Origin of the sequence: Allomuricauda sp. TY007 (assembly GCF_010468565.1) — a bacterium.
GTDB lineage: Bacteria > Bacteroidota > Bacteroidia > Flavobacteriales > Flavobacteriaceae > Flagellimonas.
In genome coordinates this window covers 403,248-422,254 of sequence record NZ_WUEG01000004.1, presented here as the reverse complement: position 1 = coordinate 422,254, position 19,007 = coordinate 403,248, and the positions used below count along the sequence as shown (strand labels likewise).

18 protein-coding genes are annotated in these 19,007 nt (G+C 37.7%); 6 read left to right on the top strand and 12 right to left on the bottom strand.

Features of this window, described 5'->3' with window-relative positions:
• Positions 1 to 301 precede the first annotated feature (301 nt).
• From GO009_RS06755 to GO009_RS06730, 6 genes are all read right to left on the bottom strand, one after another.
• Positions 302 to 1,309: a YafY family protein gene (locus GO009_RS06755; protein ID WP_163625447.1), complete on the bottom strand. Its 1,008-nt coding sequence runs from the start codon at positions 1,307 to 1,309 to the stop codon at positions 302 to 304.
• A 29-nt stretch (positions 1,310 to 1,338) separates the two neighbouring features.
• Positions 1,339 to 2,622, bottom strand: coding sequence for an SIR2 family protein (locus tag GO009_RS06750; protein WP_163625446.1), 1,284 nt, complete (start codon positions 2,620 to 2,622; stop codon positions 1,339 to 1,341).
• 1 nt (position 2,623) lies between these two features.
• On the bottom strand, positions 2,624 to 4,615 hold the full coding sequence (locus tag GO009_RS06745; RefSeq protein WP_163625445.1) for a Piwi domain-containing protein: 1,992 nt from the start codon (positions 4,613 to 4,615) through the stop codon (positions 2,624 to 2,626).
• Between the two features lie 542 nt (positions 4,616 to 5,157).
• Positions 5,158 to 5,505 (bottom strand): hypothetical protein, encoded by a 348-nt coding sequence (locus GO009_RS06740; RefSeq protein ID WP_163625444.1) that lies wholly within the window; start codon positions 5,503 to 5,505, stop codon positions 5,158 to 5,160.
• Positions 5,506 to 5,509: 4 nt separating this feature from the next.
• Positions 5,510 to 5,860, bottom strand: coding sequence for a hypothetical protein (locus GO009_RS06735; protein WP_163625443.1), 351 nt, complete (start codon positions 5,858 to 5,860; stop codon positions 5,510 to 5,512).
• A 10-nt stretch (positions 5,861 to 5,870) separates the two neighbouring features.
• On the bottom strand, positions 5,871 to 7,076 hold the full coding sequence (locus GO009_RS06730) for a HEPN domain-containing protein (RefSeq protein WP_163625442.1): 1,206 nt from the start codon (positions 7,074 to 7,076) through the stop codon (positions 5,871 to 5,873).
• A 144-nt stretch (positions 7,077 to 7,220) separates the two neighbouring features.
• On the opposite strand from GO009_RS06730, the gene GO009_RS06725 reads away from it, so the two are divergent.
• Together GO009_RS06725 and GO009_RS06720 are read left to right on the top strand one after the other, a co-directional pair.
• Positions 7,221 to 7,616, top strand: coding sequence for a helix-turn-helix domain-containing protein (locus tag GO009_RS06725; protein ID WP_163625441.1), 396 nt, complete (start codon positions 7,221 to 7,223; stop codon positions 7,614 to 7,616).
• A gap of 161 nt (positions 7,617 to 7,777) precedes the next feature.
• A complete protein-coding gene (locus GO009_RS06720; protein WP_163625440.1) occupies positions 7,778 to 8,182 on the top strand; it encodes a hypothetical protein in 405 nt (134 codons plus the stop codon).
• A gap of 313 nt (positions 8,183 to 8,495) precedes the next feature.
• On the opposite strand, the gene GO009_RS06715 is transcribed toward GO009_RS06720, so the two are convergent.
• The 3 genes from GO009_RS06715 to GO009_RS06705 form a co-directional block, all read right to left on the bottom strand.
• Complete coding sequence (locus tag GO009_RS06715; protein WP_163625439.1) at positions 8,496 to 9,059, bottom strand: PIN domain-containing protein; 564 nt, start codon at positions 9,057 to 9,059, stop codon at positions 8,496 to 8,498.
• Positions 9,049 to 9,504 carry a helix-turn-helix domain-containing protein gene (locus GO009_RS06710; RefSeq protein WP_090293299.1) on the bottom strand — a complete coding sequence of 152 codons (456 nt, stop codon included), beginning with the start codon at positions 9,502 to 9,504 and terminating at the stop codon, positions 9,049 to 9,051. Before GO009_RS06710 ends, GO009_RS06715 begins: the two co-directional genes overlap by 11 nt.
• Positions 9,505 to 9,613: 109 nt before the next feature.
• Positions 9,614 to 10,828: a site-specific integrase gene (locus GO009_RS06705; RefSeq protein WP_163625438.1), complete on the bottom strand. Its 1,215-nt coding sequence runs from the start codon at positions 10,826 to 10,828 to the stop codon at positions 9,614 to 9,616.
• Positions 10,829 to 11,614: 786 nt separating this feature from the next.
• Between GO009_RS06705 and GO009_RS06700 the strand changes: the two genes are divergently transcribed.
• Entirely contained in the window at positions 11,615 to 12,004 is a 390-nt protein-coding gene (locus GO009_RS06700; RefSeq protein WP_163625437.1) for a response regulator, read from the top strand.
• 90 nt (positions 12,005 to 12,094) lie between these two features.
• Positions 12,095 to 13,555 (top strand): ATP-binding protein, encoded by a 1,461-nt coding sequence (locus GO009_RS06695; RefSeq protein ID WP_163625436.1) that lies wholly within the window; start codon positions 12,095 to 12,097, stop codon positions 13,553 to 13,555.
• Between the two features lies 1 nt (position 13,556).
• Here GO009_RS06695 and GO009_RS06690 read toward each other — a convergent pair whose 3' ends face one another.
• The 3 genes from GO009_RS06690 to GO009_RS06680 form a co-directional block, all read right to left on the bottom strand.
• Entirely contained in the window at positions 13,557 to 14,492 is a 936-nt protein-coding gene (locus GO009_RS06690) for a threonine/serine dehydratase (RefSeq protein ID WP_163625457.1), read from the bottom strand.
• Between the two features lie 60 nt (positions 14,493 to 14,552).
• On the bottom strand, positions 14,553 to 15,461 hold the full coding sequence (locus tag GO009_RS06685; protein ID WP_163625435.1) for a universal stress protein: 909 nt from the start codon (positions 15,459 to 15,461) through the stop codon (positions 14,553 to 14,555).
• Between the two features lie 81 nt (positions 15,462 to 15,542).
• On the bottom strand, positions 15,543 to 16,232 hold the full coding sequence (locus GO009_RS06680) for a Crp/Fnr family transcriptional regulator (RefSeq protein WP_163625434.1): 690 nt from the start codon (positions 16,230 to 16,232) through the stop codon (positions 15,543 to 15,545).
• Positions 16,233 to 16,351: 119 nt separating this feature from the next.
• On the opposite strand from GO009_RS06680, the gene GO009_RS06675 reads away from it, so the two are divergent.
• Positions 16,352 to 18,736: a heavy metal translocating P-type ATPase metal-binding domain-containing protein gene (locus GO009_RS06675; RefSeq protein WP_163625433.1), complete on the top strand. Its 2,385-nt coding sequence runs from the start codon at positions 16,352 to 16,354 to the stop codon at positions 18,734 to 18,736.
• Positions 18,737 to 18,795: 59 nt separating this feature from the next.
• Complete coding sequence (ccoS, locus tag GO009_RS06670) at positions 18,796 to 19,005, top strand: cbb3-type cytochrome oxidase assembly protein CcoS (RefSeq protein WP_014033097.1); 210 nt, start codon at positions 18,796 to 18,798, stop codon at positions 19,003 to 19,005.
• Positions 19,006 to 19,007: the final 2 nt, after the last annotated feature.

Here is a 19,007-nt window from a genome sequence, read left to right as displayed (position 1 = left end):
ACAGAATAGATATAAAAGGAGAATCAATGAGAAGAAAATTGAAAAATAAAAACTAAGTTTAACCCAAGGATAGATCAAATCTGGGCAGTCCATTTGCCATGGTCAGTTTCATCCGGCGAAGGTGGGTCAGTTTACCCGGCTTATCCATCAATGCCATCTTGACGCAAAATATTGACTATGCGCCAAAGCTGATTTTGAAGTTCATCGATATGTCTATTAGAATGTGACGTCATATTTTATACTAAGATTTATTTGTTAACAATGCAATATTACTTTGTACCTGTGCAGTCAATCTGCACAACTAATAATTATTTAGATTGGTGTTAAGCAAACCAATTACCTCATCTCTTATATTTAGTGGGCTAATTACTGTTAATCCTGCTCCAAACGAAAGAATTAGCCGGATTAATTCAAAGTTTGGAATGACCTCTATCATAAATGTAAATCCAGATTCATCATCGCTAATTCTTCTTTGAGAACCATGAATAGGTTTTGTCTTGATATAAGGAGCTAGTTCTTTTGTAGCCATCATTTCAATTTTAATTAATTGACCGTCATACGGTTTGCTAACGCCTATTATATCCTCAAAAAATTCATTGAAATCTAGATTGAGACTGTCATTATACTTATCATTAAATTCCTCAAGGTCTTGAATTCTGTCAAGAGCATAGTTTGTTATTTTATTGTTCTCCTTTTCTAATCCTAAGACGAACCATCTATTGTTATATTCTTTTAAGTGATACGGATAGAAGATTTTAGAAGTTAATTTATCCCTCTTAAATGATTGGTAATCAATTCTTAAACTTTGCCTATTTCGAATTGCATTAAAAAGTGGTGTTATATACTCAGTGCCTTTTAGAAAATCGTTTGTTTCAAAACTAATAATGTTATGGTCGGTGCCATAAAGATTAAAGGTTTGGTCTAACTTGGGTATTAATTCATTTACCCACTCAAATTGAGGTAATCCCTTAAATCTGTTTAATACTAACATTGCTGATTTTAGTTTTTCAGCTTCCATTTCATTTAGGGGACTATTGTTTATTGAAAATGAGCTTTCTTTGTATCGATAATAAACTCGTCTTCCATCTTTAATCTTATCCAAGGGAATATTCCATCCTTGAATGGATTCCATGAACTTTATATCTTCGAAAAGTTGTCGTCTTTTAATACCATTCGAATCCGGATCATATTCAAATAGTGCCTCGTTACATGCATCTAAAAGATCCTCAATGTAATATCTTTTGCCCGGATTACTAAAGCATCGGTCAAGTGTATTGTATCTGATGGTCGCATGTTTATTTGTAGCCATCTATTTTTTATTACTTTCAATTATTACAGCTAGAAAGGGCTTTCCTCATTCATCCTAGATTGTTCATAGTCACTAATCATGCTTATTAGTTCTTTTCCTTCATTACTAAAATATTTTTCAAGAAATGAGTTGAACCCTATTTCCATAAAATGTATGGTTTTTTCTCCACCAATTTTACTTAGATTGAATTCTGGCAGCTCACTGTAGAATGAGTTAAGTTGTATTTGCCTAATGTATTCACTTAAAATTTGTGAAACACTTTGTCCACTATTTATAGTATACAAATCAAATTTTTCTGTTTCGTCATTAGCAGGTAAATCATGCGGTCCCCAATTAGGATTTATGATGATTAATTTTTTGTATGGGGATGAATTTAATGCTTCAATGAGTAAATTATTAATATAGGGATCAAAAAAACTGTAGCCGATGGCAAAAATATAGTCTCTTTCTTCAAGCTTCTTTTTGAAGCTAGAGATAAGATCAAAAAATGGATTGAAAGAAAATGTTTTGCTTCCATGACCAAAAATAATGTAAGGGCTATGCTCAATGTCGATGTCAGATTTCTGTTCCATTGTTAAGCCATCCAATTCTTTGACAGAACCATCTAGTTGAAGCCTAACCCAATCTATTGATCCATGTAATTTATAATACTTTATTTTGTCAAAATTATCGGGGACATCTAAGGTTTCCATACCTTTCCATTCACTTGAAACAAACCCGGTATAAGGCATAGTTTCATGTTTTTTTAAGGCATCCTCAATGGTTTTGTCATAATTTAAAGTAAAGCACTCCAAAGGAGTTTGTAATTTGTCAGAAGAAAGAATTTGAACCAATGGATCCAAATATCCTAATTTTGCACTATCATGTTTGAGCCATAATGGAACTAATTCGGACTTTAATTTATTTTCTAAATTGGCAAACAATCCTTTATCATCCTCACTTTTGGAGTCAAATTGTTTTTCTAGTGTTATTAATTTATCTGCCCAGTTACCTGTTATAGGATAGGGTAGAAAGTTTTCTCTGTTTTTTATTTTTCGGATTACTAATGCTAGTTCTTCAATATTGGAGGTAAATCTAAATTGAGACCCACTTTCTAAACTTCTCCATTTACTATGGTATTCTAAACTGGAAATAACAAACCGAAGAGCTTCGGCTTCAGGTTCAATTAGTTTAAAAGATTTTGGCTTGTTTAGTTCTTCTTCCAGAGCTTCCAACATTTGACTAGAGGTTAAACAACCAGAATCGTAACTTGCACCAGCCCCAAAAAGAAAGAGACATTTTTGCATTATAATATCCAAATCTAGTTTCTCCATCTTAAATGACCCAAGGAGTTGTTTGAGTTATTTCATTATCTGGTATGGGTTCATCAACAAAGCTTTTAAACCTTGCTATTTCCTTGGCATAAAAGCATGTTGCCGGCTGACTTCTCTGTTTTAAGCCCTTCCATGTTAGCCTTGAGAATTCATAAACTTGTTCAATCAATTCTCTATGGGAGAAACCGGCCTCATCTGCAAAATGAATTTTCAGCTTGAGGGGAAGCTCATCTCTGACTCCTATTGGAGCAACTTCTTTAAAACGATTATTGTTAAAAAGTAGATACTCCTTGGGGGTTAGCCTGACAAAACTGCCGCTCACAGGCATTCTAAAGTCATGATCAGGGTCAAAACCTAATTCAATTCTAGATTTGGTATCATTAACTTCAACAACCGCGTAAGGTATTGAAAGATTGAATTCTGACCTTAAAACTCGTTCAATATTACTCTTGTCCTTTTGTGATAGAGATTTATGGTAGTGTATAATTAGTCTTTGAATATCTGTTTCCTGCACTAGATAATCCTCAATGGCTATTTTTAATAACCCAATTACTTCATTGCTTGAATTTTGCTCTTCGAAAGCATGCGTACGCTTTAACCTTCCCTGATTATCAAAAAACACCGTGCTGCCAATGAACCTACCTTCTTCAGAAACGATTTGATTAAACCCGATAACAAGTTCTTGTTTTTTAGGGCTATCAAGTCTCCAAGGAATGCCGCCCATTTTTGCATGTATACCGATGGCTATATTTGGTAAATGGTAGTTGAAAACACCTGACTTTCTTATATTCTCATAGTTTAGGAATTGAGAAGGGATTCCTTTTTTTATGAGTGATAACTTAAGATTAAAATATTCACGACATGGTTCATCTTTATTAAAGGGCCCAATAACTATAGCAAATAGGTTTGGATAATAATCTTCACTAAGTTCTATTTCTTCAAAATTTTTATACTCATCCATCAAAGTATTGATATTAGAGTATTCCAGTCTTTTATACTTATCTTTTTCAATCGAGTTAGCCAATGTTACAGGGATATTGACATAAGGAAGAAGTCCAGGAAAACCTTTATAGCCATTTTTTAGATATTTGTATAGTGTATTCGCATCGTCATTATTCTGATAAATAAATATGAACTGTTTTTCCAAAGCGTTGGGGACATCTTGATAAACTCCATAATTACGCATTCCAGTAATTGGATTAATATCTGTTTGTCCATTTCGAAAAAGCATTTTATTCTTGGAAAAACTTACCTTGTCTGCTCTTAAACTATCAAATCCAATTGAATGGAACATGATTTTGTTTGAAGGTTTCAGCTTCGAATTAAAAAAGGATTTTAATTCTTTGTATCTAAAGGCATAATTAATTGGTGCTTTTGAAGATTCAAGGCCCTGTTGTGTTTTTAATTTTCTATTGGCAACAACCTTAGATTTTTGTAGACCAATATGCTTAGATTTTTGAATTTCCTTATTTGATAGAATACAAGAAATATTGCCCAAGTCTTCGTTTAGGTCAATTTTGTCTTTGCTAATGTACGATTCAGAACTCCCTATGTTAAATGTTAATTCCTTGTACTTAGTGTTTATTTTAAAATCCCATTTTTTGTAAACATCCCAAAAGTCATTGTGCTCATTAATAAACTCAAAACATGAAAGATCTATTCCCTTTGGTTTTATTTGTATTAGAAATCCAGTACTCTTAAAATAATTTGCTAGAAGCCACAGAGTGTAATAATATTCAAACTCTTTGATAAAAGGTAATTCCAAATATTCTTCTGCAGCGTTTCTTGAAAAGCTGAAACCAATATAACTATCTTCATCAATTTCATTTTCAAGAGCCCATTCATCTATTTTTTTTTCTTCACCAATTAAGAACCGTTTCTTGAAATAACTAAGGTTGAAATGAAACATTAAGTCTTTATTGGCTGATACAATTATTCTTAGTCCTTCTTCATTTGGAAGTTTATATTTTATTCTGTTAACGATTAATTCCATTAATGGGTCTACTTAAGTTAACTCGTTTGTTTTTAAAAGAATGGAAATCAGTTTGTCGATTATAAATTTATCGGAATTTTCAAAGAAAGCTTATTTCTCGACCCAAACAAATTTCCATACCTATTGGAAAGCTAAATATACTTTCTCTTATTTGGTTAACCAACTATGAAGCTATTCAGTTTGTTTTACTTTGCAAAAGAAAGGGAATAGCAAGAGGATAGCGTGCTGGCGCAGCGCTATTGATTCATTTTCCTTCGGAAAGGCCCGATTTTAGGGTGTTTTTTGAAAAAATTGGTTCATTGGGTTTGTGCCATTTTTGATGAAAAAATGCGCTCAGCCCAGTAAAATCAATGAATTTTTGATGAAAAAATGATTGTTCGGTGTATGGATAAAGTGTCGATACGTCTTCAATCTTTTGACCATTTGAAATTTAAGGATAAATGCAGTTTTTAGCTTAAAAACATGTTTAGCCCAGTAAGATCAAGGAATTTTTAGCGTAAAAATAAAAAATGAGGTGTGTGTTTTGAGAAAGCAATACTAAATCATTCCTCTTTTTGGTCTTTCTTTTCTTCCCTGTAAAATAGGTTTACATGGTCCATTAGGGCCTCTTCCCCAACTGGCATCAACCGGTTGGCTACGGTCATTGCCTGATGGATATATTCTTCTTGGTTCTTGTCCATAACATCATCTTGACCAAGTTCAGGATTAATTGCTCTTGTGGAAAGATATAGCAAGGCACGGACGGTCAATAATAAATCGGCATGACCATCAAGATAAAAGAAGCTGGGTTGGAACTTGTCCTTGAAATATGGATGGGGAACAAGGGTTGGAGTATGTTCATTTAAGTGGTGTCTCAAATCCTTGATGAGCTTTTCTTCGTTAGGGTTCATGAGTCTATTTTTTGTTTTCCAGTTTCGATAGCTTTTCGTCCAATTTGTCCATGAAGTACATTTGACTATCTGGAAGGATGCTCAATACCAGTTCCAATACTTGGATGACACTATCCTCTTTTGATACATTTTGGTTGGCAGGAAACAACATCATTCCCTCCCCATCAAGTGCAAGCACACATACCTCCAGAAGACTGATAATCTGTGTCAAAAGATGGTTATTGTCCCTGACCTCGAAGGATACATGATTTCCCTTGGGGTCGATTGACTTTTTATTTCCCAACAGTCCCGAAAGATTGCTTCTGAGCTGTTGGATCTCTTCCAAGGTCTTTAACCTTTGTTTCTTTGATTTCATATGAATGGATTTATTGGGTCGCGGTTGTCTTTTGTTCGGATAGCAATTTTCTGACCTTGTCCAAGAATTCCATTTCATCATGGGGAATCAGATCCAATATATATCCAAGAACCTCGCTTATATTGCGGTAGGATTGGGGAACGGCACGTGCCGAATAATTCTCCGTCTCCAATGCAGTGATACAGACCTTGATCAAGTTGGAGATCATAAATGAGGTTTCCCCATATCCTTCGGTTATGAGATCGATGCTGTACAATCCCTTTTCTGGAATATAGGGCTTCAGGGCAAAGAAGTGCTCTTTTTCCAGTTCTTTCAATTGACTAAATAAGGATGGTTCATTATTGTTTTTGACAATCCTGGTTTCTTTTGGAGATGTTTTATTCTTTTCGATTCCTTCGATATGGTCTTTGCACTGTTCGAGATGCCTATTGAAAATGGACTCCACTTCTTGGATGAAATCCTTCATCTTGGATTGGATGGTCTTGGTCTGAATTTTTGTAATCTCAAACTCATTGCCATACCGGGCAACACTGTAGGCATGTTCCAAAAGGAGCAGCAGTTCATTGCTCTTCAACTCGGAAGTTTCCAAAAAAGGCTGCAGGGTGGGGAAGAACTGTTTGCAGTAGTTGATGTGGCTAATGATACTGTGTGTTACCATACTTCTTCCTATGCACATCTGTTCGATGAACCGGAACGAAAGTTCAAAGGCCTGGTGCATGTTGAAGGTGGCAATGGCATAATCCCCTTCCTTAATCAAGATGTCCGCAGTATTGGCAAAGGCATTTACTTTTCCCAATTCAGATTTGTGATAGCGAGAAGCCCTTTTCATGAGCGTGTTGTAGGCCATTGTTGAATAATCCATGATGTTCTCTCCCTCGGGATGGGCGAATACGGTTTTCCCGAGGCAGCAATGTTCCAGGAAATAGAGCGATCCTCTTTCAAGACCTGTTTCGGATTGGTTCTCTGTATAGACCCTTATCCTGAAATCAGGATGTTTCTTTCCCTTTTTTGCAACTAAGGAACGGATCTCATTGGGAAGGGGATCATTGTTGACATCCACAAAAAGGGTAAGGAAATAATATTCTGTATTGCCTTCATTTTGTTTACGGGATAGAAAGACCCTATCAATGGTAATAATGTTCAGGATGCTATCGAGCAGTTCGGACAGCTCTTCCGCTTTTTCAAAGTGTTTAGGTATGTTTGTGCCATGTGTCATAGAAATGTGGTTAAAAGGGTTCGAGAATCATCCACCATATTAAGGCCACATTTCCATGTATCCCACCATGGGTACTTGTATTTTATTGGACCAGATTTGTATTTTACAATCGGATTATTGTGGGAAAGACCCTATATTTGAGATATGGAGACAAAGACCAAGAACAATCATATAGGCAGAAAGATCAGTAGGATAAGGGAACTTCGCGGTATGAAGCAGGAGACCCTTGCCGAAGAATTGGGCATTAGCCAACAGGCCGTTTCCAATATCGAGAACAGCGAAAAGGTAGATGATGTCAAGTTGGAAGAGGTTGCCAAAGCGCTTGGTGTGACCAAGGAAGGTATTGAGAATTTTTCGGAGGAAAATGTTCTAAACATTATTTCAAACACTTTTACCAGTAACGACAGTTCTACAATCAACGCAATTAATGTTCAGCCAAATTTTAATCCATTGGATAAGGTGGTTGAGTTATATGAACGACTTGTTCAAGCTGAAAAGGATAAGGTTGCTTTTTTGGAAAAGCTCTTGAAGAAGGACTAATTTCAAAAGTCAAGGCTGTTGGGCAGATAAAATCTGTTATTGATTTCTACAAAATAATTCCATCATATACTTTTTTTAAAGGAAAGGGTTCGTTTCTAATAATTTATTTATGCCTGGTTCGTTGTGATTTATATCGAGCGTTAACCTAATCCCAATTGTACATGACTAAATTCAAATATGAAAATCAAGGGGGAAGAGGTTTTTCTGTTTTCCATCCGTTTTCCAAAAATAAACCCGAGAAACAAGCTAAGAAAGAAAAAGAAATAACAAAGACTGATCTCCTTTTCAATGGAATTAAGAGGGAAAAATCATTGAAGTTTAAACGTTGGAACAGAGAGGACTTGTCATATAAAAAAGTTAAAATGGGGCAAGCTGTCAAAATTCTAAACTGTGTTGTTCATCCTTCCAGTAATATCTATCCAATAATTAAGGAAATGAAATCCAATAGAAGTCTATTTGATAGGGTAAAAAGGATGACAAAATCAAATTACGTACATATCTCCAGTGCTGCGGTTAAAATCACAATCGAACAAAATATTGCAACCATTGTTAAGAGTAGTCTTTAATACGGCCTGCCTAAAATTTGTCAACCAAAACCATGTCAGGCCAAAAGCTGGCATATAGTTTCCTTAAAAAATTCTTTTGGGACTCGTCAAGGACTGATTTTTTTGCCTCGCTCAGTAAATTAGTTTGGCAAGATTTGGGCTTGCAGCACTTCGCTTTGCTTCGTTCGCCTTGTATATTTTAAATTAATTGTTTTTCACTTGAGCCGATTATAGATCTTATTCGGCTCATGAGTGTCAAAAAAATGAGCTGAATAACAACTCCAATAAAAAGGTTTATATATCCTGGATTCTAGAGATAAGTATGCTTATCTAATTATAGGTAGGCATGCAAGTAATTTGCAGTATCCTTCAAACCAAGGGCTCTTAATCTGTCCAAAATCTCAAATTCATTAAGATTTGGATTGGTTCGGTTCATTACTAATTTTTTAAACGCCTCTACTGCTTTTTCTGGATTTAAGTCAATGATATCTGTTAGAAAATCATCGCTGGATTTGGCACTAAGTCCAAAGGACGCTAAATATTCTTTGGGGAAATCCTTTAAATTCTCAGTTATAATAACGTTCGCGTTTGTTTTTATGGCTGCAGCCAAAACGTGCCTGTCCTTTTCATCAGGTAATTGTAGGGTCTCAATTAGTGGCTCATAGTTATTTACCATTGCGTCTGGAAATGCTCTATTTGCAACATCGATTCTCTTATTGCGTTCCTCCTTACCAATCCCCTTTCGTTTCATAACATCATCCCATTCCATAAAAATATGCCTGCTCCATTTCGGGGTAAACAATTCGTAATGGGCAAACCAAAACATTAAGTCCCTGATCAATAGTGGGTAAATGACATTTGTGTCCAAAACACATGTAAATCTGACACTATGAATCATACAACCCGGATTCTTCGTCTGACTTCATCATTTGAATGATTAAAGCCTCTTGTTCTTTCTTCATTTGATTTTTGTATTTGGAAATATCTTCAAATCTTACTCTTCGATGTTTTCCGATTTTGGTAAATGGAATTTTTCCTTGCTCCAACAGTTTTACTAGATGCGGCCTTGAACATCCTAAAAACTCTGCAGCCGATTGCGTAGTCATTTCGGCGGCAATTGGCACGATGGAAATTGGTTTTCCATCTCCCATTGCTTTTAGGATTTCGGCCAATAGCTTTAAGGCCTTAAGGGGGATTCTTATTTTATCCTGGGTTTCCTCAATTTCAATTTCAGGCGATTTGTCCTTAATTTCCTTTAAAACGGTTTCCAATGCATTATAAGATTCTATTGCAGTAGACTGCTCTTCTTTTGAAGGCCTTTTTATGTTTTCCAGTTCTTCCATGGGTGAATGTTGTATTGTTTGGAACAAAAATAAACGAAATAAACGAAATAAACGAAACATTTAACACATATCTACGTATGTATTCGAAAATCAGTAACATGTTTTTTTATTAGAAATTGATAACCTTGTCGAGGGCATCATCAGCCTCCTTGTGGATGAAACTCGATTGATAGTTGATGGTCGTTTTTAAATCACTATGACGATACAGTTTTTGGAGCATGAGCGGATGTATGTTGTCTCCTGCTATATTACCAAAGCTATGCCTGGCTATGTGCATAGTTAGTTTTTTATCGATTTTAGCCTTTTCAGCAATTGATTTTAGCCTGATATTGAGTTTTGAATTACCGTTTCTGAGTCTGTTGTAAACTTTTTTGGAGTCTGTCAGGTCAACACCTTTCATTTCAGGAAAAATGTAATCATTGGCGTCTCGTTTCTCTCTTTTATAATAATCCAAAATGGGATATACCTTCTCTGGGATTTTTAGACTGAGCAATTTCGAGTTTTTACTCATTCTATAGTAAAGTCTTCCATCTCTAATATCACTCCAACGAGCCCTTAAAGCGTCCGATACCCTGATTCCTGCGAAATAAAAACAGTAGAGCCAAACATTTCTGGCATGGATTTCCAGTTCGGTTAAATCTGTTAATCCTTCTATGGTTAAAATTTCTTCCCTGGTAAGACCGATTTTTTCGCTTTCAGGGAATTTGATTTTGACCTTGCCCGCCCCAAAGGGGTAATGTTTTCTTTTGACAATTCCCTCCCTAATGGCCTTGTTGTATAGAAGTCTAATGTAAACAAGGACGTTCATGACACTGACCTCTTTTAATGAATGTTTTTTTCTGAGATAGATTTTGAACCTCTTTAGAAACCGTTCATCAATATCATTAAAAGTCAATCCTTTGGTTTTGCTGAACTTCAAGATGTAGCTTGTATAGGCTGATTCAGCGATGAACCTTCCATGTTTTCCCGCTAATTCAGCTTCATCCAAATGTTCTTGGGCAAACTCGAAGAAACTAAGCTTTCTTTTAGATCGATAAATTTCTTTCTTCATGTAATGGACTGAAGCATCCTTGTCCTTTGTCTGGAGGGTTACCATCCCTTTTTTGGCCTCCCTAATTCTGGCCTTTATAAGCTTGTTCAATTTTTTGGAATCTGGATGGGTCTTTTTTACCCTCTTCTTTTTATCGTCCCAAAATTCTTTTCTTATACGCAGTCCAATATATTTGTATGTGGAACGGCGATTTTTTGTTATTCTAATCGCAAGAGGGCACTCGCCCGTTTTATTGGGCTTTTTTCTCAAAATTATTTGTAAACTTGCAGCCATGTTTGTCCTGTTGGAAAGTCAAATCAGGAAAAACATACTCTACTGGAAAGTACTGTTTTAAATGTACTGAAAAATTGGTACAATATAAGTAAAACATTTATTGGTTTTGGATGGTTTTACTTGAATTCAAAGGAATCCAAAAAAAATGTAACCAATTATAAATCAGTTGATTTGACCTATTTTGGTGCAAGATAGTGATGGCTTAGGATCTAGTGCCGCAAGGCGTGGGGGTTCGACTCCCTTCACCCGCACAAAAAGCTCCTCAGTAACTGAGGAGCTTTTTTTGTGTTAAAAATCCGTCACGTATTTCCCATTTTGAAATCAGATTCTTTTCAAGCGTTATTATTCAAGAATTTACCAGGTCCTTTCCTGTTTTAAAAACCTTCGGAATTGATAAATAGTATCCCTAAATCATTTAAAGCACGATTGTATTATAGGGAGTAACTTATATTACTTTTAACCTGCTTATTTGCGCACTGGTCAAGAAACGCTACTCATAATTAATGTATTTGGGATGATGATAAAAATCAAAGATTAAAAGTTGATTTTTGAAATTATCCGTAAGATTTTGTTAAAACGAGGGGATATTACTAAATTGAAATCGGATAAGAGAGGAAAACAATTGGGTTAAGCCTAAAAATGCAATAAGCAATTATTGTTGAATGTTTTTATAATAAAGTTTTCCGATTATAGTTCTACTTAATGCAGAATATTGATATTTGTCAATATTTTTTACAGTAGAACAAAACCAAACCAAAACTAACAAAGTAAAAGACCAACTGCGCTATGTACAAGGAAATATACTTGGTCGATGACGAAGACCTAGTGAATACGGTGAATGCGATTCACTTCAGAAGAATGGGAATGGAAGATAGGGTTAAAAGCTTTACCAATCCCGAATTGGCACTGGATGACCTAAGATTTAGAGATAATCCTCAAACAAAAACGCTTATTTTATTGGACATTAACATGCCCGAGATGAGCGGTTTCGAATTTTTGGAATTCATGATGCTAGAAGATTTTCCGGTAACCAACGAAGTACTTTTGGTAACTTCTTCCGAGTCCGATGCGGATAAAGAAGAAGCAAAAAAGTATGGGAAATATGTAAAGGAATTTATTACAAAGCCTTTAAGAATTGAGCATTTGGAAGATTACCTGCAAAGTGCCAATAAATAGTCTCTTAGTATCCATCAGCTAAGACAAAGTATTTGGTTCCCCTTTTACGACCTAAGTTTTAAACGATCCATTCTGATTAAATTTTAACTTTTGAAAAGGAAACAGACACTTATTCATAACAAGGTTGAAATCGTAGAGGATAGGGATGACGCTGTGTGGGCGATGGATTTAAACTATCGGCTGACCGCTTTTAATCCATCGTTTAAGATAAGACTTAAAGGTGAGGGGTGGGACAAAGCCGACCGAGGTATGGATCTAAGAGCGATATATCGGTCGGGAAGTTTCTTTAAACCATGCGAACAGGGGTGCGAACGGGCCTTTGACCGATTCGCAACCACTTCTAGACACACTTTTGAACAAAATGGGGAAGTAGTGGTGCATGAGTTTTCGTTTCAACCTTTTATGAACAGTTCGGGAAAGGTTATTGGTTGTTGCATTTGGCAAAAGGATATAACGCAGGAAGTGGACAATAACCATCGTTTGCTCGAAAGCGAAAGAAAGTATCGTGAAGCCCAAGAAGTTGCGAATGTTGGGCATTGGGGCTGGGATATGAAAGAGGATAAAATTGTTTGGTCCAACCAATTGTTTCGAATCTTTGAACAAGATCCTGGTAAATTTAAGGCAACCTTTGGTGCATTATCGGAAATTATCCACCCAGATGATCGCCAAGCGTTTATTGATGATGTTCAAACTAGTATTGAGGAAAACAAAATGCACGACATTACCCATAGAATTGTTTTGGGCAACGGTGAAATACGTTATGTGCACCAAAAGGGTAGGGCTTATTACGATGAGCACGGTAAACCTAAGTACATGTCCGGTACAACGCAAGACGTCACCAAAGAGGTATTGTCCAATCATCAAATAGTGGAGCAAAACCAAGAGCTTCAGAATTTTGTTAGAATCATATCGCACAATCTGCGAGGGCCTATATCCAACCTTTTAATGTTGTCCAAAATTTATGAATGGGGCAAAGATGAAGTAAACGACGACATTGTTAAAAAGATTGAACATACAACCGAGGCACTTGATCAGACCATTAAAGACCTCCACCTTTCCCTATCATTAAAGTCTGCCGACAAGAAAAAGTTCAGAGCGGTGTGCCTTAAAGATGTGATGAAAGATGTGAATGGGCTGTTAACAGAAGAGGTCATGAAGCAAAAGGCGTCGATTCGGACCGATTTTTCTCAAACGGATACCGTGTTCGGGGCCAAAAGTTATGTAGTAAACATTTTTTACAACCTTATTCTTAATGCGGTACATTACGCTAAGGACGGTGTTCCTGCCATAATAAATATATCTACCTATCAAACCAAGGAAACGGTGATTTTAAAATTTACCGACAATGGTATTGGTATGGAGCTTACGCCCGAAAAGGAACGAAAAATATTTGATATGTATGGAAGGCTCAGCGGAGCAACCGAAGGTAAAGGCTTTGGACTTTACTTGGTAAAGACCCAAGTGGAAGCCATGGATGGAAAAATTGAGGTAGAAAGTGAGAAGGGGGTAGGGAGTACTTTTACCATAACACTTCCCAACAAGATACAGTGACCTAAAAGGGCAAACGCTCCAAGTCCACATTGCCCCCAGAGATAATAATACCTACTTTTTTATTGGAGAGCTTCCCCCTTCTTTTAATAACAGCAGCCAAGGCTACGGCACTGGAAGGTTCGCATACAATCTTGAGTCGCTCCCAAATCAATCGCATGGCTACAATGATTTCCTCTTCGGTCACACGGACAATTCCTTCCACGTGCTTCTGGATAACAGGAAAGTTTCGATTGCCCAACTGTGTTTTTAAACCGTCGGCAATAGTGTTTGTAGTGGTATTGGTTTCTATTTTTCCACTTTGTAGGGAGCGATAGGCATCATCCACCTCAAAAGGTTCGCCCCCAATGGTTTTACAATGGTTTCCAAAATAATGGGCCGAAAGGGCTGAACCTGCGATCAAACCACCACCACCAACGGGAGTCACTACATAATCAAGGTCAGGATGTAGCTCCAATAACTCTTTGCAGGCAGTTCCTTGCCCTAAAATCACATGGTCATCATTGGAAGGATGGATAAAAGTAGTCCCGTGCTCGTTTACAATACGTTCAGATTCACGTTCCCTAGCTTCCAGAGTAGGCTCACATTCAATCAAAATTCCACCATAGCCCTTCACCGCTTCTTTTTTTACCTGGGGAGCCGAACTTGGCATCACAATATAGGCCTTAACCCCTAAACTTTGTGCGGAAAGGGACAAGGCTTGGGCAAAATTGCCCGAAGAATGTGTGACTACACCGGTCTTCTTTTGTTCGTCCGTAAGTTGCATTATGGCATTGGTGGCTCCACGCATTTTAAATGCCCCCATACGCTGAAAGTTTTCACACTTAAAAAACAAATGGGCACCCCCCATCTCGTCAATGAGGCGGGAAGTAAGAACGGGCGTATTGTGGATAAAAGGTTTTATCCGCTCGTGGCAGTCAATTAGTTCTTGTTTGTCCATAAAATTACCTTGTACCGATTTTTGTAGCAATTGAATCATGGTAAAGATAACAATGGGATGTTAATTGTGCGACTCCACTTCTTCCTCTTCCTCCTTGGCCTTTGCCGAAATACCTTCCATGCCCAGTTCAGGTATCACCAACAATGGTATTTGGGTATGGAATGCCGTTCTTTTGATAATAGGCTCACGAGTCATTTTTTCCATATAGCTGTGTTGGTAATTGAGCATCGCCAACAGATGAATGCCTAATTCCTTGGAAAAGGTTTCCAAGGTATGGGAAACGGAATTGAGTTCCGAAACGGTATGCACATAGTGCTCTACATCGTTCAGATAGCGCCGCAGCATGTTAAGGTTGAACTGTTGTAGTTCCGTCAATGCCTTTATGCCATATTGTACATGCACAATCCGGATGGTGGCTTTGAACATCTTTGCCATTTCCAATAGTGGTGATAGTTCGGATGTAGTGTAAAATCTATTAAAATCCGTGGCAAAAGCAATCTCCGAAGGCGTAACATATTCAAAATGATGGGGAATGGCCAAAACAGGACATTTTTTAGTGCTTTTTATAATCCGTACCGTGTTACTTCCCATAAATACCTCGTCCACACCAGATGCTCCTTTGGTGCCGGTAACTACCATGTGTATACCAAAAGTTTCCACAATATCTTTTACCTCCTCCACCAATAGGTTAAAAGAAGAAATGGTCTCGAAACTATGGTTGGGGTTGCCATATTTGGCTTTTATCCGTTCCACTGTTTTGTTCAATTCCCGTTCAGAATTTTCTCGGACTGCATCCACAATCCGAACCCCATCAATCATTTTTGCCATAAATCGACTGCTGGGAATAACAGGGGTATAGGTGTTGAGCAAATAAAAAGTACAGTGCCTGTTGCGGAACAATTGCATGGCATAATCAATGGCGTTCCACGCATTTTCCGAAAAATCCGTAGGTATTAATATCTTTTGCATCTGACTAAGATTTTCGATGCGATAAAATTAGACCTAAGGGCTAGGGGATACTATGACAATTGTCAGGTTTTGGAAAGTGAATTAAAAACCCTCGACCACTTCCAAAAGTTTACGTTCATCCTTAATTCCGATTTTTTTACCAGAAGTATGGATCAAACCTTTCTTTTTGAATTCGGAAATAATTCTAATGGCGGATTCGGTTGCAGTGCCCACCACGTTCGAAATGTCTTCTCTGGACAAGGTAAGTGCCAAAAAACCATCGGCATCCTCACCAAAATTGTTTTGTAGATATAAAAAAGCCTCGGCCATGCGTTGCTTTACGGTTTTTTGGGAAATATTGACGATTACATCATCGGCCTCTTTTAAATCGTGGGCTATGTGCCGCAAAACCTCTAAAGTAAAATTAGGGTTCTTTTGGAGTGTATTTGTGATACTGTCTTTTGGAATAAAACAAACTTCCATATCGTTTACGGCAACAGCGGAAAGATTGGTTATTTCTTGGGAAATCACTGAGCGTTGGCCCAGAACTTCACCCTTGCTGGCCAATTTCACGATTTGATCTTTTCCGTTGGCGCTCAACTTGGAAAGTTTGGATACGCCGTTCCTTACACAATAAACCCCGTTGAGTTTATCACCCTCCTCAAATAAAGATTCACCCTTTTTTATAATCTTTGTGGTTTTGGTATCGGAAACTTGTTTCAATTCCTCCTTGCTCATGGCACGGAGCGAGTTGAACTGTCGGATGATACAATTTTCACATCTACTTTCCATAATGTTTTGCTTACCTGATTTGGCAAACTTAAGGGTTAAACATTTACGAATTACTGATAAATATCATATTTTTAGGAAGAAGAGTATTACAAATTTGCACTAGGTAAAGCAAATGTGAAATGGCAGACTCGACCTGTTATCATTGTGGAGACGAGTGCGGTAAAGGTTACGTTAAGTTTGATGATAAGGATTTTTGTTGCAATGGTTGCAAAACCGTTTACGAAATTTTTACGTCCAACGGCCTGTCCACCTATTACGAAATAGAGGACAAGGCAGGAACCACACCTAACGAAATCCGTCAGAAATACGATTTTTTGGACAACCAAGAAATTGTACAGAAACTCGTGGAATTCAATGAAGAAGGTGTACAGGTGGTCAGCTTGAGTATTCCTGCCATTCATTGCAGTTCCTGCATTTGGGTGTTGGAAAACCTAAATAAGTTACATTCGGCCATTAAGGTTTCCCATGTCGATTTTCCAAAGAAAACCATCCGGGTCACCTATAAAACAGCGGATTTTTCCTTGAAAGCATTGGTGCTTTTGTTGGGCAGCATTGGGTATGAGCCCTATATTTCCCTTGAGGAGTATAACAAAAAAGTAAAGAAAGTAGACCGTTCCCTAATCTATAAGTTGGGTGTTGCGGGTTTTGCCTTTGGCAACGTAATGTTGTTCTCCTTTCCCGAGTATTTTGAAGTTGAAGAGTTTTGGCTGGATCAATACAAGCAGGTTTTCCGTTGGTTGATGTTCGCCTTTTCCCTGCCCGTGGTATTTTATGCGGCTCAGGATTACTTTATCTCGGCCTACAAGGGCATCCGTTCCAAACTGTTGAATATTGATGTGCCCATCGCCTTGGGGATTTTAGTCCTCTTTTTACGAAGCACCGTCGATATAGCGTTTGATTTGGGCTCAGGCTTTTTTGATAGTCTCACCGGCTTGGTGTTCTTTTTGTTGTTGGGGAAATTTTTTCAGCAGAAGACCTACGCCTATCTCTCGTTTGAACGCGATTACAAATCCTATTTTCCCATAGCCGTTACCCGTTTGAAGCAAAATGGAGAAGAAGAAAACATTCAAATCTATAATATAGACGTAGGGGATAGGATTCTCATTCGAAGCCATGAAATTATCCCAGTGGACTGTATCCTGATCAAAGGAACTGCCGAGATTGATTACAGTTTTGTAACGGGCGAATCCGAAGCAGTTTTTAAGGAATCGGGAGAAAAACTGTTTGCAGGTGGCAAGCAACTTTCAGGGGTTTTGGAGGTTGAGGTGCTCAAATCCGTCTCCCAAAGTTATTTGACCCAGTTGTGGGGCAACTCCATATTTTCCAAGGACAAGGCAAGTCAATTCCAAACCCTTACGGATAGCATCGGAAAACGATTTACCATTGCCGTTTTGAGCATTGCTACCTTGGCCACCGCTTTTTGGTTGATTTTTGACCCGAGTTTGGCCTTGAATGTGTTCACTTCGGTATTGATTATTGCCTGTCCATGTGCCATTGCCCTTGCGGCCCCATTTACCTTGGGAAATATGCTACGCATTTTTGGAAAACATAAATTCTATTTGAAGAATACCAATGTGATCGAACGCTTGTCCAAAATAGACACCGCTATTTTTGATAAAACGGGAACGCTCACCACCAATCAAAAAGATACCATCCATTATGAAGGAATGGAACTTACGGAGGAGGAAACCGCACTCTTGAAAACCACCTTAAGGGCATCCAACCATCCGTTGAGCCGGTCACTTTACGATATTTTAAAATCCAATGCCATCATGACTCTTGAAGAATTTCAGGAACATACAGGAAAAGGTATCGAGGGCAAATGTAAGGAGCACTCCATAAAAGTGGGTTCGGCATCCTATGTGGGTGAAAGCAAATCCAATGCATTGACCAATACTTCTGTCTATGTAAGTGCCGATGAAGATTTTAAGGGGCGGTTCGTGTTCAAAAACACCTATCGTGAAGGGATGGGTCAAATTTTTGATGAGCTGTCCACCGATTTAGAACTGGGCATTCTTTCGGGGGATAATGATGGAGAAAAAGCGCAGTTGAAAAAAGTGCTTCCGGAAAAAACAAGAATGCTATTTGATCAAAAACCTGAGGACAAGTTGGAATACATCAAACAGTTGCAGGAAAAACATAAAGTTTTGATGGTGGGCGATGGTTTGAACGATGCGGGAGCCCTGGCCCAAAGTGATGTGGGATTGGCCGTTTCGGAAAACATCAATGTGTTTTCGCCAGCTTGTGATGGCATTCTGGATGCGAGCAAGCTGCGAATGCTGCCAAAGTTCATACAACTGTCCAAAAAATCCATTCGTATTATAAAAATGAGTTTTTTGTTATCGCTCTGTTACAATGTCGTGGGATTGTATTTTGCCGTCACAGGTCAGTTACAGCCCGTTATTGCCGCTATTCTGATGCCGTTGAGCTCTATCAGTATTGTGGTGTTCACCACCTTGGCGACAAATTACCTCGGTAAAGATTTAAAAATTTTAGAAAGCTGATATATGTCATTTTTTGAGGAATACCATCACAGTAGTTTTACCCCTAAATTCAGGCAGGTATGAGTGTTATTTATGTGTTGTTGGCCATAAGCATAACGGTGGCCGTAATCTTTTTTGTAGCCTTTGTTTTCTCGGTAAAAAGCGGACAATACGATGACACCTATACTCCATCGGTAAGAATGTTGTTCGAGGATGAGGTGGTTAAGGACAAGGAAAAATCAAACCCAAATAAAAAGGAAATCAAACAAACTAAAAGTACAAACCAATAAAT

What these genes read in the sequence shown, in the direction of transcription:
- GO009_RS06685 (WP_163625435.1), bottom strand. Translation starts at nt 15,461, where the DNA reads ATGCAAAAGATATTAATACCTACGGATTTTTCGGAAAATGCGTGGAAC.
- GO009_RS06750 (WP_163625446.1), bottom strand. Translation starts at nt 2,622, where the DNA reads ATGGAGAAACTAGATTTGGATATTATAATGCAAAAATGTCTCTTTCTT.
- GO009_RS06715 (WP_163625439.1), bottom strand. Translation starts at nt 9,059, where the DNA reads ATGATTCATAGTGTCAGATTTACATGTGTTTTGGACACAAATGTCATT.
- GO009_RS06725 (WP_163625441.1), top strand. Translation starts at nt 7,221, where the DNA reads ATGGAGACAAAGACCAAGAACAATCATATAGGCAGAAAGATCAGTAGG.
- GO009_RS06700 (WP_163625437.1), top strand. Translation starts at nt 11,615, where the DNA reads ATGTACAAGGAAATATACTTGGTCGATGACGAAGACCTAGTGAATACG.
- GO009_RS06705 (WP_163625438.1), bottom strand. Translation starts at nt 10,828, where the DNA reads ATGGCTGCAAGTTTACAAATAATTTTGAGAAAAAAGCCCAATAAAACG.
- ccoS (WP_014033097.1), top strand. Translation starts at nt 18,796, where the DNA reads ATGAGTGTTATTTATGTGTTGTTGGCCATAAGCATAACGGTGGCCGTA.
- GO009_RS06720 (WP_163625440.1), top strand. Translation starts at nt 7,778, where the DNA reads ATGACTAAATTCAAATATGAAAATCAAGGGGGAAGAGGTTTTTCTGTT.
- GO009_RS06740 (WP_163625444.1), bottom strand. Translation starts at nt 5,505, where the DNA reads ATGAACCCTAACGAAGAAAAGCTCATCAAGGATTTGAGACACCACTTA.
- GO009_RS06710 (WP_090293299.1), bottom strand. Translation starts at nt 9,504, where the DNA reads ATGGAAGAACTGGAAAACATAAAAAGGCCTTCAAAAGAAGAGCAGTCT.
- GO009_RS06690 (WP_163625457.1), bottom strand. Translation starts at nt 14,492, where the DNA reads ATGGACAAACAAGAACTAATTGACTGCCACGAGCGGATAAAACCTTTT.
- GO009_RS06755 (WP_163625447.1), bottom strand. Translation starts at nt 1,309, where the DNA reads ATGGCTACAAATAAACATGCGACCATCAGATACAATACACTTGACCGA.
- GO009_RS06675 (WP_163625433.1), top strand. Translation starts at nt 16,352, where the DNA reads ATGGCAGACTCGACCTGTTATCATTGTGGAGACGAGTGCGGTAAAGGT.
- GO009_RS06735 (WP_163625443.1), bottom strand. Translation starts at nt 5,860, where the DNA reads ATGAAATCAAAGAAACAAAGGTTAAAGACCTTGGAAGAGATCCAACAG.
- GO009_RS06680 (WP_163625434.1), bottom strand. Translation starts at nt 16,232, where the DNA reads ATGGAAAGTAGATGTGAAAATTGTATCATCCGACAGTTCAACTCGCTC.
- GO009_RS06730 (WP_163625442.1), bottom strand. Translation starts at nt 7,076, where the DNA reads ATGACACATGGCACAAACATACCTAAACACTTTGAAAAAGCGGAAGAG.
- GO009_RS06745 (WP_163625445.1), bottom strand. Translation starts at nt 4,615, where the DNA reads ATGGAATTAATCGTTAACAGAATAAAATATAAACTTCCAAATGAAGAA.